The following is a 16,362-nucleotide window of genomic DNA, read 5'->3' as shown; positions in this document are numbered from 1 at the left end:
CATGACAACGCGGTTGCGGAAAGCTTTTTCCAGCTACTGAAACGCGAACGGATTAAGAAAAAGATCTACGGAACGAGAGACGAAGCCAGAAGCGATATTTTTGATTACATCGAAATGTTTTATAACATTAAGCGTCGGCATGGTTCGAGCGAGCAGATGCCACCGGCTGAATATGAAAACCTATATTATCAACGGCTCAAAAGTGTCTAGATTACCCGTGGCGATTCATCGCAACCGGCAGCCGCTTCGCACCCATCGAGAGACAAGCCAGATGTTGGGTTAACCGTCAGTCCTTGTCGGTGGATTAAGCTATGCCTATCCATTTGGATCAACGTCCCCGACAACAGTGGTATGCTTTTGAAAGTGAAAATTAACGGGCTTCTAAAGGATGCTTACCAGTAAACAGAACAACGCTCTAAACATCATGATGGCTCTGAGTGAGGAGAAAGTTATACCTGTCAGAGATTTAATTTCAGAAGTTTCACTTTCTGTTAGTTAGCTTGAAAGTCTGATCGCAGTACTCAGGGATGAAGGCCTGATTAAGAGTATGCCCGGCATGTATGGCGGTTACGCCTTATCACGCAATCCCGCCAGCATTACCGTAACTGACATATTGTCTGCCTTCAGTACCTCGGGCACACCGTACCCAGTGGTCAGGGCTCTCATTTCGGTATCGCTTAAAGATTTGCAGGATTCAGCTCAAATTTCTAAGCCCTGAACATAATGGAGTGACTCGTCATACTTAATCACTTGCGCTGTTTGTTGATGTACTGCTGCAATCCGGCTATTTGCTTTCCTGCCATGACCATTCGCTAAAATAAAGTGAATTAATTCTGTTCATTTGCGGCTCAGGCATGGGAAGCCACACGGGCTGCATGGGATGCCATTGCATTCTGCTTGAACGACTTAACTCGCGAAATCGCATAGCGAATCGCTTCTATCCAGCGAGGGTCGGCTGAAATTATCAGGGAATTTTTTAGCGAAGCATGTAAATCACTCCATACCATGATGCGTAAAGACACATCTCTCCCCAGTCCATGATTGAAGTCCGTTAGGATTGAGTTGATCGCTTCTTTTGTTTGCTGGTAGCCGTCCCCCATCTGATACATACCCGCCAAACGTTTTATCTGAATTTCACACTCAGCTGCAATGTCATCTTGCATCGTACGCTCCGTTTTCGTCTTTTAAATTTGACTTAACGAATAAAATTCTAGTAGCTGCTGCACAAATTTTCGACCAATTATACTTCAAGTAGTGCAGATATTTAATCAACCGAAAGATCGGATAATTAATTATTTATAATGGGTTATGTATTAATTGTGCGCTATTTACTTAAGAAATTTCTGGTATTTGTTAATGTTCCCAAAATTTTCCGTCAAATCCCGGCAGCATATTTAGAAAGGTATACAATTCACCCCGCACTGGTAATGTGCCTCTGGGCATATTCCATGACTAACAAGCAGCACTAATAGCTGACAACCCTGTGTGTGACATCTGCCGCCGTAGTCCGATACGGCGGATTTTTTTCAAGTCAGGCTTAGCCCGATCTTACAGACTGTATAAACCGTGCCTTCCGCTTTGCTTGCAGACCAACCTGTACCAGCTTCCCCATGTAACAATCCATCACATTACAGACTTTCAAACGTTCAGCTATTGCGAGGCTTTGTACCACGCCTGCCATCTGTAAGTGTTTAGACGGAGGGTTCTTACACAATCAGCGTTTTCCACATCCGATGACAGATCAGTATCACTGTCCTCTCCCGCCTAGCTTACGTTGCGGCCATTTTTTTACCGACCAGGGTGATGCCGAACTCTTCTTTTCGGCTGCTCCAACCCTGGAGCCATCGCCATCATCTCTTCTATTATCCGCGGTATTTTTCCCAGTGAGGTGCACGATAGCAGGCTCAGATGACTTCACAAGATGCAGTGCGGACTACTTAAGACTCATCTTACATGGTTCCACGCCTTTCAGGCTGTGCGCCATTTGCGTCATCATAAATCCCTGAGGGTTATCCGGTCAGAATCACTCCGCACTCCTGAAAGCCATTTCCGCTTTGACCTGACCGGTCTAATCACCTGCCTATCCCTGCACCCCGCCAGCCAACCTGCGCACTTGAGCTAACGCAGCGAGTGTGCCATTCACATTCAGAATTGAAATACATCATTTCCTGACTTTATCCTTACAATTTGTTATTAATAACCGTTATCATATTCATTCTCATTGCTGTTCGCATAAACCAATGAAGCCAATCAACCCTGAATGTAAGTGTTCAGAGCAGAGGATCATTTGTATGAAAGTTTCCACACTGTGTGCTGCGTTGACGCTGCTCGCGTCATCCCCGCTTTATGCCCGTGATAGTGCAGAGGAGGAGCTGGTCGTTGATGCAACCCGTACCGAAGGTTCACGCAATGATTCTCCTCAGGTCATCAGGGTGATTGGCGAAAAAGAGATTAGCCAGCAGCGACAGCTGACGTCTGACACATCCCAGATTCTGAGCAACCTGCTCCCGTCTTTTTCCCCTGCGCGACAGAAAATGTCCGGCAGCGGTGAAACGTTGCGCGGCCGTATGCCGCTGGTGATGATTGATGGTATTCCACAATCCAACCCTCTGCGCCCTACCGGGCGGGAAATGCACACCATTGACGCGTCCATGATTGAGCGTATTGAAGTCATCAAGGGTGCTAATGCGAGCAACGGGATCGGGGCGACAGGTGGAGTGATTAATATCATCACAAAGCGCGCAAAGCCCGGCACCGTCAATCAGCACCTCGGCGTCGAAGCCACGACGCCTACGGCTGAATTTGACCACGATACGCTGGCCTATAAAACGAACTACAGTGTTAACGGCAGCGAGGAATACGTAGATTATCTGTTCGCGCTGAGCTTTGAAGATCAGGGCTTGTTCAAAGACGCAGATAACCGTGCGATTGGTGTGGATAATACCCAGGGCGACCTGATGGATTCACGCGCGTGGGACATGCTGGCGAAGGTCGGTTACTGGCTGGATAATGACCAGCGCATCCAGCTGAGTCTTAATCGCTACCGACTGAAAAATAAAGACAACTATGTCAGCGTGACCGGCGATCGCGATGCCGGCATACTGACCACCTCTGCCAAAGGCAGGCCGGAAGGCCGCGCGCCGCACAACGATGTCTGGACGGTGGGTACCACCTACGATAACTATAATCTGGCGGGCATGAAGCTCACCGCGCTGGCCTATTATCAGCGCTACGAAGCGCTGTTTGGCGCGACAAACTCTTCTTCTTTCCAGGATCCGGCCATTGCGCCCATCGGCACCTTATACGATCAGAGCCGCGCCTTTACCGACAAATACGGCACCAAAATCGCGCTGACCAAAGATGATTTCTGGGACGACCGCCTTAAGGCAACGGTAGGATTTGATACGCTTTTTGACAATTCCAAGCAGGATTTATGGTCAACCGGGCGGACTTACGTACCTGAAATTAACTATACCGACCTGTCCCCGTTCCTGCAGCTCGAGTATTCCCCGGTAGAGTCAGTAAAGCTCAGCGGTGGCGTACGCTATGAATACGCGCGACTGAATATTGACAGTTATCAGACGACCTGGGCGAACGATCGCGTCAGCGTTGAGGGAGGCACGCCCACCTTTGATCAGACGCTGTACAACGCGGGTATCGTCTGGACGCCACTGGAGCCGATCATCTTGTTTGCCAGCTACAGCGAGGGTTTTACCGTGCCTGACGTGGGCCGTGTGCTACGGGGCATTGACACCCCGGGCGTCAGGCTGGATGAATACAGCGGCCTGAAACCGATCGTCACCAAAAATAGCGAGGCGGGCTTCCGCATTCAGCAGGCGCCCTTTGATTTTGAAGCAAGCTATTACCGTTCGTCTTCAAAGCTCGGAAGCCGCGTGGAACTGGTTGATGACGCATTCGTCGCGCGCCGGGAAAAAACGCAAATCGATGGCCTGGAGGTCAGCGCGGGCTACAGCCCTAATGCGGATCATAAGCTCACGCTCGCCTGGTCTCATATGCGCGGCCGTTACGACAGCGATGAAAACGGCAGCCTGGATGCAAAACTTGACGGCCTGAATATCGCGCCGGATCGCCTCATCGCCAGCTGGTCAGCAAACTGGAATACGGAGCTGAGTACCTTCCTGCAGGCCAACTGGGCTATGAGCAAAAAATTCGACGATGAGGAAAAGGATTTCTCCGGTTACACACTGGTAGATGCAGCCGTGGGTTATAAACTTCCCCGTGGACAGCTGAGCCTGGGCATTTCCAACCTGCTGAATAAAAAATACATCACTTATTATTCGCAGAGCGCCTCCGTTGACCCTGACCGCTATTTTGCCGGGAGGGGGCGCACGGCCACGCTCGGCTACAGTCTTGACTTCTGATTATGGCCGCCCCGCTTACGGGGCGGTAAACCTGACGATGGAGAAACAATTTTACTTTTCGCCTCTTCGCCGGCGCTGGCTGCAGGCGCTGCTGTTATGCAGCGTGTCACCCGGCCTTCTGGCCGTGCAACGGCCCGCCCAGCGTGCTGTTTCACTGTTTCAGGGTGCCACCGACAGCCTAGCGGCGCTGGGCATTACGCCCTGCGGGATCGTTGAATCCTGGGCGGAAAAGCCGGTTTACCGTTACCTGCGAAACCAGTTTTCAGGCGTGCCGCAGTTAGGCCTGGAAACCCAGCCGGCGCTTGAAAAAATAGCGCTGCTCAGGCCCGATATCATTTTTGCTTCCCGTTTCCGCCATCAGGATGTTGCGCCGCTGATGGAAAAGATTTCGCCCGTGGTGCTGCTCGATGACGTTTATGAATTTAAAAAAACGCTGAAAGTCGTCGCAGAAAAACTCTCAAAGGTCAATGAGGCCGGAAACCTGCTTCAGCGCTGGGATTCACGCATTGTCGCCCTTCAGACCCTAATGAGAGAACGGTTCGGTTCACAGGCCAGACCCCGGGTATCTGTCATTGAAGTCCGCCCCGATCACATCCGCAGCTACACTCCGCAAAGCTTTCCTGGATCTGTGATGTCCGAACTCGGTTTTGACTGGAACGGGCAGGCTGCGCAGACGCACGGCACGTCGTTGCGCTTTTCCAGTATGGAGAACCTGCCGCTGCTGGATGCCGATATCTTTTTCATTCTGCTGCGGGCGGAAAGCCCTGCCATTCTGCGTCAGTACCGGGTGATGACTGCGCATCCGCTCTGGCAGCAACTGAGCGCCGTGAGAATACGGCAGTTATGGCCGGTTGACAGCGTTCCATGGAGTCTGTCCGGTGGCATTATTGGCGCAAATCAGATCCTCACTGACACAGAGCTGGCGCTGAGCCGGGGGGCATCGTGAAAGCACGCTTTCTGTTCTGCTGTGCCCTTCTGGCGCTGATGATGGTGCTCAGCGTCATGATCGGAGTGCGCTTTTACACGCTTTCGCAGGTGGCTGACGCTTTGTTTCACTCGGATCCCCTCCGTGCGGCTGACGCCATCATTCGCACATCCCGGTTGCCACGCACATGGCTGGCCATGTGTGTGGGGGCTTTTCTGGCTGTGGCGGGCGGACTGATGCAGGCGCTGACTCGCAATCCTGTGGCATCGCCCGGGCTGTTCGGCGTCAATGCGGGCGCGGCGCTGGCAGTTGTGCTGGCCGGTAGCGTTCTTTCCCTGAGCATCCCCTGGCAGACACTTTTACTGGCATTTTTCGGGGCGTGCGCGGCCAGTATGCTGGTGTGGTTCGCCAGCCGGGCAGGTAACGGACGGGATAATCCACTCCGGCTGGTGCTGGCTGGGGTGGCGATAACCGCGCTGTGTAATGCCATTACCCAGGCAATCCTCGTTATCGATCAGGAGACGCTTGATACGATGCTGTTCTGGCTGGCCGGGAGCCTGTCGGATCATGACCTGCCTCATGTCTATGCGATGCTGCTTCCCGGAACGCTGCTGACTGTTGTCGCGTGCCTGTCTGCCGGCCAGATGGATGTACTGCGTGCCGGCGAGGAAATTGCCACCGGCCTTGGGCAAAATATCGTCCGTGTCCGCCTCCTTGCCAGCCTGCTGGTCGTGGGGCTGGCGGGAAACGCCGTGGCACTCGCCGGTAGCATCGGCTTCGTCGGACTGATAGTGCCGCATATCGCCCGCCAGCTGTTTGGCAGCGACCTGCGTCTGATGCTACCGGCCTGCGCATTGCTCGGCGCGTTACTGTTGCTGACGGCGGATATCGTGGCGCGCGTGATAATTTTACCGCAGGAAGTACCCGTCGGCGTCATGACAGCGCTAATGGGCGCGCCATTTTTTATAGTGCTGGCGCAGCGCAGGAGACACCATGTCTGATAACCGCGTTATACGCTGCGGCCCGTTTTCACGCCTTTACGCCGGGCGATTGCCGTTGGTCATGCTGCTCTGCCTGCTGGCTTCGCTGCTGATGACGCTTGCTGCATTAAGCGCCGGCGACGTACCCCTTCCGCTGTATCAGGCGCTGTGGCTCCTGATACATCCTGACGCCAGCTCACAAAGCTTCATCCTGCACGAGCTGCGTTTACCCCGCGTGGCGCTTGCGCTTCTTTCAGGCGCGGGGCTTGGACTCGCCGGACTGGTTATGCAGCTGCTGGTACGTAATCCGCTGGCTTCTCCGGACACGCTCGGCGTCACTACCGGCGCAAGCGTCGGGGCGCTGCTGTGGCTTTCTTTTTTCAGTTTTTCATGGGGTAGCGCGCTGATGCCGGTGGCAGCGATGGCTGGCGCCACCTGCGCGGTTGGCCTGGTATTCATACTTTCAGGGCCCAGGGGGCTGACGCCAGCCCGACTGATCCTGACGGGCGTCGGCGTCTCGGCAATGGCGGGTGCGGTGGTGACCTTCATCCTGGTTTTCAGCCCACTGACTACCACCTTTTCTGCGTGGGTATGGCTTAGCGGCAGCGTTTATGCGGCGACCTGGGAAAAGGTGCGTCACCTCCTCGCCATCGATCTGGCGGCATTGCTGCTCTGGCTGTTTTCGCTGCGTTATCTGAGCGCGCTTCTGCTGTACGACGACCTTGCCACGGGGCTGGGTGTGCGGGTGCCTGTAATGCGGGCCCTGCTATTGATGGGCTGCGTGATACTTTCCGGCGGCGCGATAGCAATGGTGGGCGCCATGGCGTTTGTTGGCCTGATAGCGCCACACCTCGGCAGACAGATTGTACGTCACGGCATTTTTGGCCAGGCGTTTGTCACCGCCTGCTGCGGCGGCGTCATGGTGGTTACTGCTGACCTGCTGGCCAGAACGCTGTTCCGGCCTGCAGATCTTCCGGCGGGCATCTTTGTTGCGCTGGTCGGCGCGCCGTTTTTTCTGGCGTTGCTTATCCGGCAGCGTACGTAAACTGATGGAGAAAACGTGTCTCTTTCCACTCATAAGCTGAACGTGAGCTATGCACAGCAGCAGGTCATACACTCGCTGGATCTCAAACTGCCCGCGGCGAAAGTCTCTGTACTGATCGGGAGTAATGGCTGTGGTAAAAGCACCCTGCTCCGGGCAATGGCCCGGCTTCTCAGGCCGCAGTCGGGAACCGTTATACTGGACGGGATGGATATTCATGCCAGCAGTACGGCGCAGGTTGCCCGCCGGCTGGCGATCCTGCCGCAGATCCCCGTCGCCCCCGAAGGAATTTCCGTACGTCAGCTCGTTAGCCTGGGACGCTTCCCGTATCAGAGCTGGTTACGTCAGTGGTCAGCGGAAGATGAAAGGCAGGTAGACGAGGCCCTTCGCCTGACCGGAACTGATGCATTACAGCATCGCCCTGTGGATGCCTTATCAGGCGGGCAGCGGCAGCGCGTCTGGATTGCCATGACGCTGGCACAGGCGACCGATACGTTGCTGCTGGATGAGCCGACCACCTATCTTGATCTGGCCCATCAGGTTGAGGTGCTTGAACTGTTGCGCGGCCTGAACCAGACGCACGGTAAAACCATCGTTATGGTCCTGCACGATCTTAATCTGGCCAGCCGCTACGCCGACCATCTGGTCGCCGTACACGACGGACGGGTTTATGCACAGGGTGCGCCGGGGGATATCATGACTGAAGCGCTGGTGAATAAGGTGTTTAACCTGCAGTGCCGGATTATTGAAGATCCTTTCTTTCGCTCGCCGCTGTGTATTCCTTTTCCCGGGGCGCTACATGCTGACGCCTGAGGAGCATGCCTTTCTGCAGAAGAATTTCCGCTTGAGGCCCCTCGCGGCGGCCGATGCGCGCAGTATGCCGGCAGAATATGTGCTCAATGCGAAACATTGCGATGCCTTTTTACGTCTCGTGATGCCGCTGACAGGCGCACCGGATGTGGCCATAGCCGCCTCGCTGTTTGCAAAACGTCTGGCATTTCTCGCGACGGGCAATGTGCTCTATGCTATGAGCGTGTTTGACAGTGGCCTGACCTTCTCTCTTTCTCGCAGCCGGCTTGAGTATGCTCACGATAACGGGCTATGGACATCGTCGCTCCCGGCAGACACTCTAGTGACATGCTATCTTCCCGGTGAGCGAGATGCCTGGCGTGAAGAAGTCGTGTCAGCGCTTTTCCGCGGGTTTCTTTCTCCGCTCTGGCAAAGTCTGGCCGGAGTGAGCGGACTGCCCATACAGATACTCTGGGAAAATACCGCGATGCGGGTTTTTTCACTTTATCAGGGCCGAATGGACAGGCTCGATGAAACGCAGAACGAGCGCAGGGATGCCGATTTTAACTGGTTGATCGGACAGGCTTCACCTTCTCTCTTTGGCCTGTCCTGGAACCCGCTGCAACGCTTTCGCCGACCTCTCCAGCTAAACGCGGCGGGAAAGCCTGTGCGCTTTCGTCGCACCTGCTGTTTCTATTACAAAGCAACCGACCCTGTCGAATACTGCCTCAACTGCCCGCTCTGCAGGCCAAAATAAGCACCGGACTTTAGCCGAGTGGGAGACGTGCTGGTACTCAATTACTCGCGAACGGCGTCAGGGGCAATCACCCGTGGGCGCCTGTCATGAATATCAATCATGCCCCCTGTGGCTGGGCGACGTCACAATCACAACCCCTTCTCTTCCGTGGTGCTGCCCGGAAAGCTTGGATGTTCACTATTTATCACATTGCTCCACTTCCTGTTCGGACTCCTGCAGTTCGGACATCAGTGACGCCAGATTTATCGTTCCGGCCGCCGGATTGCGGCTTGCCCACCGGGCACATAGCCTGAGAACGCGCAGGCGTATCATTGCTTCACGCTAGGGCGAGGCATCGTTTTCCGTTATGACGACACCTCTGTTCATGAACGCACGTTTTTTCCCGCTTATGAAGAGGTTCTCCCATGCTGGCATATCACACCGGCTCGCAGTGTCAGGAGAAACATGCGTTTCGTCACTTCAGATACGGACGGATAGAAAACGGGTATGCAGTTGTGTTGGATATCAATCAGGAAAAGATTCCTATGCAGAAGGGCTATAAACGGTGAAGGTCCACCGAGCAGAGCGTGTCTGGCTAAAAGCGCATCCGTTGCTCAGACAGCTGTAAGGTTCTCACACGGAAGGTATGCTGACCTGACTTACATGTTGCACGCCATCAGATTCATGGTGTCCGACAATCTGGTTAGCAGACAGTAGTTAGCTCCAGGAGGTGTTTAGCAATCTTGTTAAAGTTCGAAACAATTGTAACTCGTGACTATCACAGCAATACATAATTTCCACATACGGTTTGCCGATAACCGAAGCAGTCATTGGATAATCCGGAACATATCATGCGCCTGCATACGTTAAAAAATCTGTTTTCCCTAAGTCGCTCACGTTTATCCGCTTCTGTAGGCGCGCTTGAGCAGGCTATGCCAGTTATTGAGTTCACCCCAGCCGGAATAATCCGGAAGGCCAGCCCGCTTTTTCTTACTACTATGGGCTACCGAGCCGACGAAATAATCGGGCACCACCACAGCATGTTTTGTGCCCCTTCGCTAATCAGTACACCTGAATACCGCCATTTCTGGCAGCGCCTTGCGGACGGTGAGAGCTTCAGTGGTAAGTATATGAGGCTGGCAAAGGGCAACCGTCCCGTATGGCTAGAGGCAAGCTACATTCCCGTTGCTGACAGGCGCGGGAGGGTTTTTAAAATCATTAAAATAGCCGCAGACGTTTCCGGGCGCGTACAGTCAGCACTGGAACTGGAGTCACTCGTCAATGCCATCAGCCGCTCTATGGCCGTTATCTCGTTCGATCCAGCCGGACTTGTACTTGATGTTAACGAAAACTTCCTTAGCGCCACCGGGTATCAGCGGGAGGAGGTCATCGGTCAGCATCACAGGCTATTTTGTAGCGAATCACTGTATAAAAGTGATGAGTACCGGCAGTTCTGGGAAAAACTGAATCAGGGTGAATTTTTCTCTGGCCAGTTCCCACGACTGAATAGTCGTGGTGCCCCGCTTTGGTTACGTGCCACCTATAATCCGGTATTCAGCGCAGATGGCAAACTGTATAAAATTGTGAAATTTGCTTCAGACGTTACCGGTCAGGTCCTGCGAAATCAGAAAGAGCAGGATGCCGCCGTGCACGCGTGGGATATGGCAGTCCAGACACGGGGAAGTGCCCAGACAGGTGCAGACGTAATCGAGAACAGCATCAGAATGATAGACAGGATTGCCCTTGGGATGAGCTCGGTTTCAGCGGATATATCCCGACTCAACAGTCAGTCTGACAGCATTGACGGTATGGTCGAAACAATCCGAAGCTTTGCCATGCAGACAAGGCTGATTGCCCTGAATGCCGCTATTGAAGCAGCCAGGGCGGGTGCCTCAGGCAGAAGCTTTGCCGTTGTCGCCGCAGAAGTCCGCAACCTTGCAGCAAGCGTCAGTGCTGCCACTGAAGAAATCGAACGGGTCGTGGTGGATAACAACCTGCTGGCCAAAAAAGTACTCTGTGGTATAGAGGGCAGTATGGCAAACACAAAGGACGGCGTGGCGCTCATGCGCGAGGCAGGTGAGGTCATTGCCAGTATTCAAATAAACTCAGAAGGCGTGGAGAAAGCCGTCAGGGATGTGGCACATTCAGTGAAAGAGGGACATGCCTGATGGGCTGACTGATATAAAGGGAAGGTTTAGCGGTGTGGAGGAGCCAGAAACCCCTGGGGCGGCCTTATGTTCATCTGGTCCGATATGCTGCCGGTGCCGGTTACGGGCTCTGCATCAGATATCTGGGGGGTAGCCTGACCATGCTTTTGCAGAACGGGTATATAACACGTTTTATCATGCTCCCCCTAAGTTCTGCTGCACTTTCCCGCTGACACACATGCTCTCGGCAGCACCGGAATTTACTCTTTTAAAGGTTTCAGTGCGTGCGACTTTGCCAGTGGAAATCGAGGCTCACGGCCTCCCCGTCCTTCTCCATTATTATCCGTTCTCTGGCACAGACGCCGTTGGGTATGACTTTTTTCCAGTGCCGGTCTGTCAGCTCCGGATATACGGGGATAAAAAACATCCCCGTCAGAAGCCACAGGCGGGATTCAACCCGACTGACTGTCTGAGGTGACAACCAGAGCGGCATGCTGAAACCCAGGGCGCGGATGTCCGCAATCCGCAGGACCCCCTCAGGTGGCGGTAATTCGGCAAACACGACCGCGGGCAGAGGAGCACGCAGGCAGAGAGAACCGCACCTGGAAAAGCTGTCACCCTCGACCGTAACAGGAGAATCAAGATGTGCCGCAGTGAATACCGGCGGCGGAAGACGTCCTCCAGCTAAAGCGGTCCTCGCTGTGAATCATGCCGGTGAGATTTTCTTCCCGGACAGCCCGGGCGTGCGCGTGTTCAGCAACAGCGCTACAGAAGGCGCTGAACGCAGATGCTGGCATCTCCCCGAGCGGATAGCGCCGGAAAATGATTTTCCGCTCAGGATGGTTAAGGAGTGACTGTCCGCGGGTCTGTAAAACATTTTTAATGTGTGAGCTCAAACCCGTCACGGGATACCAGCGTCCAGGAAAATCAGGCTGCCGCATCTTCCAGCAGCTGTGGGTGAAATCCATTTTTCGTGACGTAATTTTCCTTATGTTATCCGGGAGCATCCGTACTCGTTATTCCCGGATGCCCGAATCAGTAATGGCTGAAACGCTACTTTCCGAGGGGAAACGGCCACCTGACTGAACGGAGTGGCCGCGGCCGGCGCGTGGCCAGTCGGGATAATAGTAACCGCGCGGCAGCAGGCCGCTGAAGATTATGATGCGTACGCGCAGATGATGGCGTCAGACGCCGCGCCGCAGGCTGAGGCTGCCCCGCAGGGAAAGGTAGCGGCCCTCGATGCTGCTACTGAAAAATGCGTCAGCGTCCGCAGCCGCGCAGAACGCCTGATACACCTTTGCCGGCACCGCGAGCCAGCGCCGGCACGCGCCGTCCCGGTACTCCAGCTCCAGCACGCCGGTGGTCGGATCGTAGCCCGCGCTGCGAAACAGCTGAGACGTGACTTCATGCCTGTTCATGCTGTGGTTCCTGTCCTGGCGATCGCGCACGTGGACGCCGTCAAAAAAAGTGGGGTGCCGCCGGGCGGCTCCCCGTTCAGGGTATGAAAACAAACGATTTTTTATTCTGCTTACGCGGGAGTTATCGGCCGCCCGCCCTTAAACCTGAGCCGGCGTGGAGGTTCACTGTAGCCTGTAACGTCCGTGACCATTGCTGTTCCGGCCTCAGGCTGCCCGGAATCCGTCCGCGAGGAGGAGGTGCAGATGTTCATCCGCACTTCTGGCCGTCTCCCGGCGCCAGCCCGACCGCTGCAGCAGTTTATCGAGCGCGGGCAGCTCGCCGGTGATGCGCGCGGGCAGGGGGATGCGCTGGCGGCCGTGCTCTTCAAAGCCGGCGTCGAGCGCGTGACGGTTCAGGTAAATGCCCGATACCGAAGGGCTCAGGCGAAGCTGCCGGCGGCCGCGCCATTCACTCTCTGCCAGCACCATGTAAATCCATCCGGTCAGTTTCATCGCGTGCAGGGCGTGCTGCAGCCGGAACAGGTCGTTCTGCCCCTGCAGGTTGCCGTTGCCGGCGCGCCACAGATAGTCGAGCTTGCCGGACAGGTCGGCACGCAGTCCCTTCACCCGCCCTTCTTTCAGCAGCCAGCTGATGTCGCTGGCAAGCTCCCGGGGAAAACGCCGCTGCTTCTCGGCGGTAGCCAGCCAGCGGGTCAGAAACAGGTTATCCTGCGCGGGGGAGGTCGCGACCCCGTCGCGGCGGGCAGTGTGCAGTGCAATCAGCCCGCACCAGGCCAGGTGACTGACGTTCAGATTGTCGTTATCCATAAGAGGCGTCCTTCATGCAGAACCACATTAAAAACTGGCACTGAAATGCGGTATCTTATGACATCATCCCTGCCCGGAGTAGTCTGTTGAGTCTGCACCCGATTCAGCTGTGAAGTCTGACTTCATCCGGGTCGTCGCCCCGAAGCTGTTCAATCGCGAAAATCAGCGAGGGATGACAGACTTCATTTTCCTTTTCGCTGGCTTTTACGAGCGTGACCAGCTCCCGGATCAATCGATTACGATCGGTCTGCTGGCCCCGGTCGGCCAGATTCAGGCAAATCATGCCGGTAATCCGGCAAGCCTCCCAGTAGAGGGATTCTGTCAGTTCATCTTCTGAGTCTTTCATCCGCGTTTCTTCCGTTTGAATCTGATGCATATGAGCATACTGGCGTAGGCAGAGCCTGCTATTATCAGCTTACTGAAAATTGTAGCGGCGGTCAGCAGGCTACTGAAGCCGATATTCAGACGGACGAGCAGTGCTAAGCCTGTGCTGTGAATGCCGCTTTAGCGGCCTGTCAGCAGCTTATCAGTCAAAAGGTCGGAGTTAAAAGAAGCAGCAGGCCTCTTGCTCTGCAGCGACACTTACCATCGTCACCGCATCCATTTATCTGCCCCTGCAGCTCCGTCTATCCAGTCCGGACGGTGGTGGCTGGTCAATGGGGAAAACGCGATACCCGTGCGACGCGGGTCCGCTTAATTTGAAATAACGTTTCCTGCTTTTCTGCCGATAAATATGCTGAAAGTTTTTATTATTTTCAGATTTCATAAATTATCAGTCACTTACAATGGCAGGAATTACAGATGACGATTACACAGCGATTGTTGCTTACCTTTTCACTTCTCTCTGCCTCGCTGGTCGCGATGGTCATCGTGGCCGTCATGGTTGCCGGCGGATTTCAGTCCCGCTTTCAGTATGTACAGGAAAATACCGTTGCTTCATTGCTGGATCTGGGAAAACTGGTAGACAGCAGTAATTCCCTCATTATCTGGCTCTACCGCCACCAGAGCGCAACAGATCCGCGGCGACAGGCTGAAGTCGAAAAGAAAATCGATGAAGCTATAAGTAATATTAAATCACTGAACAACTATTACCTGAATAATGACATATCGAGCGAGGAGGACCGGCAGTTGACAGAGAGAGCGTTCTCCACCATCAAACAGGTTGAATCCTCGCTTCCGGAATTTCTTGCTGGCTCACGCGCACAGAATGACGCCATTGCACTGGGGGCGCTCCAGAGCAATAACGGCATTGGCGAAGCCGCCCGCCAGTTGATTGCAGGCTACCAGAAACAGCTCAAACTTAACGTGGACATCGGCAGCACCCTACGTCAGGAAAATGACCGGACTTATCAGGTGACAGTCTGGAGCTTAATAGGGGGTTCCGCACTGGCCATTGCTATTCTGGCCTTCTTTGCGCTCAAAACGGTTTTCGGTATCCGCGGGCAACTCAACGGCATGCGGCAGACTATGGAAAACGCCAGCCAGCGGCTTGACCTGACGCTCAGGGTGGACGAGTCGCGCCGGGATGAAATCGGCCTGACCGCAAAAGCGTTTAATCATCTTATGGAAAACGTCTCAGCCTCGCTGACGAAGGTGGAGGCCTCTGCACAGTCGGTCAGCACGGCTTCTGCGCAGATAGCAGCCGGTAATGAAGACCTCTCTTCACGAACCGAGGAGCAGGCCGCCTCGCTGGAGCAGACGGCGGCAAGCATGTCAGAACTGAGTGAGACCGTGCGTCAGACCGCTGAAAACACTCAGCTTGCCAGCCAGCTGGCGAAGAATGCCCGGGACATTTCAGAGGACAGCGCCGGGCGGGTACGCACGCTTCTGGATACAATGGGTGACATCAGAGGGAGCTCTGCAAAAATCACGGATATTATCGGGCTGATTGAAGGCATTGCATTTCAGACCAACATTCTGGCCCTGAACGCAGCCGTCGAGGCCGCGCGTGCCGGAGAGCAGGGCCGCGGCTTCGCGGTGGTAGCGGGAGAAGTTCGTAACCTCGCGCAACGTTCATCCTCCTCCGCCCGTGAAATCAAGGGGCTGATTGAGTCATCCATGGGTTTTGTCGAAGCCGGATCGACGCAGGCTGAGGGTGTAGGAGAAAATATGTCCCGCATGAACGACGCCGTGCGGCAGGTCGCCGACCTTGTCGATGAGATATCCGTTGCCGGCAGTGAACAGTCTCAGGGTATCGGGCAGGTCCATATTGCCGTGAATCAAATGGATGACGTAACACAACAGAATGCTGCGCTGGTTGAAGAAGCTTCGGCCGCGTCACGTTCGCTGATGGAACAGGCGGCGGCACTGAACAAGCTGGTGAGTAACTTTACGCTGGTTCCGGACTCGGGCCAGACAGGCACTCTGGACGCTCAGGCTGTCAGGCCGGTACGGAGGGCTGCTTTATTACGGCCCTCCCCTGCCGTTGCGGCAGTGGGGGATGATAACTGGAAGAGCTTCTGAGGCAGAATTTACGTTTTCTTTGACTGAGGGGGCGGAGGTTACTGGTGTTCCTAAACCCTCGCCGGGACCTGCTTATCAAAAGCGTGTTGCCTGGCAGGTTTATAAGAGATGCCGGTTGCGCTCAGGTTTCGGAGTAAGGTGCCGATAACTTTAATGTGCCTCATCAGGGTACACATCTGATACTGCGACTGATTGTGCTGATGGCTTCCTCCTGGAAGCCATTTTTTTATTACGCTGCCTGCAAAGTTAATTCCTGTACGGGACCGCCAGCGCCCGGATTCTGAACCCTTTCCCACGAAGCTGATCGTAATGTCCGCCGTACAGGTAACACAGAAGAGCAGAACTTAGCGTTCAGAAGAAATTTGGGTCAGATAGGGTGGAAATTCAGGGTACGGGAGAGATATTCATTACTGAAGACAGAGCGCAGGCAGGCTGAACAGACGTTAAAAAAACAGGGGCGGGTCAGCCCCTGAAAACATCAATGAGATAAACGGACTTACTCGTGTCGTGGAGTGTGGCCATCGGATTAACCACCTTCATGCTATCGGCTATCCGCTGAAAAACTTTAGCCCGGTCCTCTGTGATGCTTACTGTTTTTCATATCGCTCCACGTCCTGTTCGGCCTCCTCCAGCTCGGACATCAGCGCCGCGAGGTCCACCATTCCGGCCGCCG

Annotated in this window: 14 protein-coding genes; 10 read left to right on the top strand and 4 right to left on the bottom strand. The window is 54.6% G+C overall.

The window, feature by feature from the left end:
• A partial coding sequence (locus FD744_RS24600; RefSeq protein ID WP_160869918.1) for an IS3 family transposase occupies positions 1-210 on the top strand: 210 nt, incomplete at its 5' end.
• Between the two features lie 298 nt (positions 211-508).
• Positions 509-718: an Rrf2 family transcriptional regulator gene (locus FD744_RS26010; protein WP_160869924.1), complete on the top strand. Its 210-nt coding sequence runs from the start codon at positions 509-511 to the stop codon at positions 716-718.
• Between the two features lie 130 nt (positions 719-848).
• On the opposite strand, the gene FD744_RS24590 is transcribed toward FD744_RS26010, so the two are convergent.
• Positions 849-1,163 carry a hypothetical protein gene (locus FD744_RS24590; protein ID WP_160869916.1) on the bottom strand — a complete coding sequence of 105 codons (315 nt, stop codon included), beginning with the start codon at positions 1,161-1,163 and terminating at the stop codon, positions 849-851.
• A gap of 1,128 nt (positions 1,164-2,291) precedes the next feature.
• On the opposite strand from FD744_RS24590, the gene FD744_RS24585 reads away from it, so the two are divergent.
• The 7 genes from FD744_RS24585 to FD744_RS24555 all read left to right on the top strand — a co-directional run bounded on the left by FD744_RS24585 (position 2,292) and on the right by FD744_RS24555 (position 11,022).
• Complete coding sequence (locus FD744_RS24585) at positions 2,292-4,382, top strand: TonB-dependent receptor (RefSeq protein WP_237449459.1); 2,091 nt, start codon at positions 2,292-2,294, stop codon at positions 4,380-4,382.
• Between the two features lie 37 nt (positions 4,383-4,419).
• Complete coding sequence (locus FD744_RS24580; RefSeq protein WP_160869914.1) at positions 4,420-5,328, top strand: ABC transporter substrate-binding protein; 909 nt, start codon at positions 4,420-4,422, stop codon at positions 5,326-5,328.
• Positions 5,325-6,308: an iron ABC transporter permease gene (locus FD744_RS24575; protein WP_160869912.1), complete on the top strand. Its 984-nt coding sequence runs from the start codon at positions 5,325-5,327 to the stop codon at positions 6,306-6,308. The genes FD744_RS24580 and FD744_RS24575 overlap by 4 nt, the downstream gene beginning before the upstream one ends.
• On the top strand, positions 6,301-7,332 hold the full coding sequence (locus FD744_RS24570) for an iron ABC transporter permease (RefSeq protein ID WP_160869910.1): 1,032 nt from the start codon (positions 6,301-6,303) through the stop codon (positions 7,330-7,332). The genes FD744_RS24575 and FD744_RS24570 overlap by 8 nt, the downstream gene beginning before the upstream one ends.
• 15 nt (positions 7,333-7,347) lie before the next feature.
• Positions 7,348-8,142 (top strand): ABC transporter ATP-binding protein, encoded by a 795-nt coding sequence (locus FD744_RS24565; protein WP_160869908.1) that lies wholly within the window; start codon positions 7,348-7,350, stop codon positions 8,140-8,142.
• The gene (locus FD744_RS24560) at positions 8,129-8,875 is read left to right on the top strand and encodes a (2Fe-2S)-binding protein (protein WP_160869906.1); all 747 of its coding nucleotides are present in this window, start codon (positions 8,129-8,131) and stop codon (positions 8,873-8,875) included. Before FD744_RS24565 ends, FD744_RS24560 begins: the two co-directional genes overlap by 14 nt.
• Positions 8,876-9,705: 830 nt before the next feature.
• Positions 9,706-11,022, top strand: a complete 1,317-nt coding sequence (locus FD744_RS24555) for a PAS domain-containing methyl-accepting chemotaxis protein (protein ID WP_237449458.1) — start codon at positions 9,706-9,708, stop codon at positions 11,020-11,022.
• Between the two features lie 1,163 nt (positions 11,023-12,185).
• On the opposite strand, the gene FD744_RS24550 is transcribed toward FD744_RS24555, so the two are convergent.
• The 3 genes from FD744_RS24550 to FD744_RS24540 form a co-directional block, all read right to left on the bottom strand.
• Complete coding sequence (locus FD744_RS24550) at positions 12,186-12,419, bottom strand: KTSC domain-containing protein (protein ID WP_160869904.1); 234 nt, start codon at positions 12,417-12,419, stop codon at positions 12,186-12,188.
• A 204-nt stretch (positions 12,420-12,623) separates the two neighbouring features.
• Complete coding sequence (locus FD744_RS24545) at positions 12,624-13,226, bottom strand: DUF2913 family protein (protein ID WP_160869902.1); 603 nt, start codon at positions 13,224-13,226, stop codon at positions 12,624-12,626.
• Positions 13,227-13,329: 103 nt separating this feature from the next.
• Complete coding sequence (locus tag FD744_RS24540; RefSeq protein WP_064511375.1) at positions 13,330-13,572, bottom strand: DUF2767 family protein; 243 nt, start codon at positions 13,570-13,572, stop codon at positions 13,330-13,332.
• Positions 13,573-14,027: 455 nt separating this feature from the next.
• Between FD744_RS24540 and FD744_RS24535 the strand changes: the two genes are divergently transcribed.
• Positions 14,028-15,689 carry a methyl-accepting chemotaxis protein gene (locus FD744_RS24535; protein ID WP_160869900.1) on the top strand — a complete coding sequence of 554 codons (1,662 nt, stop codon included), beginning with the start codon at positions 14,028-14,030 and terminating at the stop codon, positions 15,687-15,689.
• Positions 15,690-16,362: the final 673 nt, after the last annotated feature.

This window comes from Pantoea sp. Taur, assembly GCF_009830025.1.
Lineage (GTDB): Bacteria > Pseudomonadota > Gammaproteobacteria > Enterobacterales > Enterobacteriaceae > Pantoea > Pantoea communis.
This window is presented reverse-complemented; position numbering and strand designations above follow the sequence as displayed.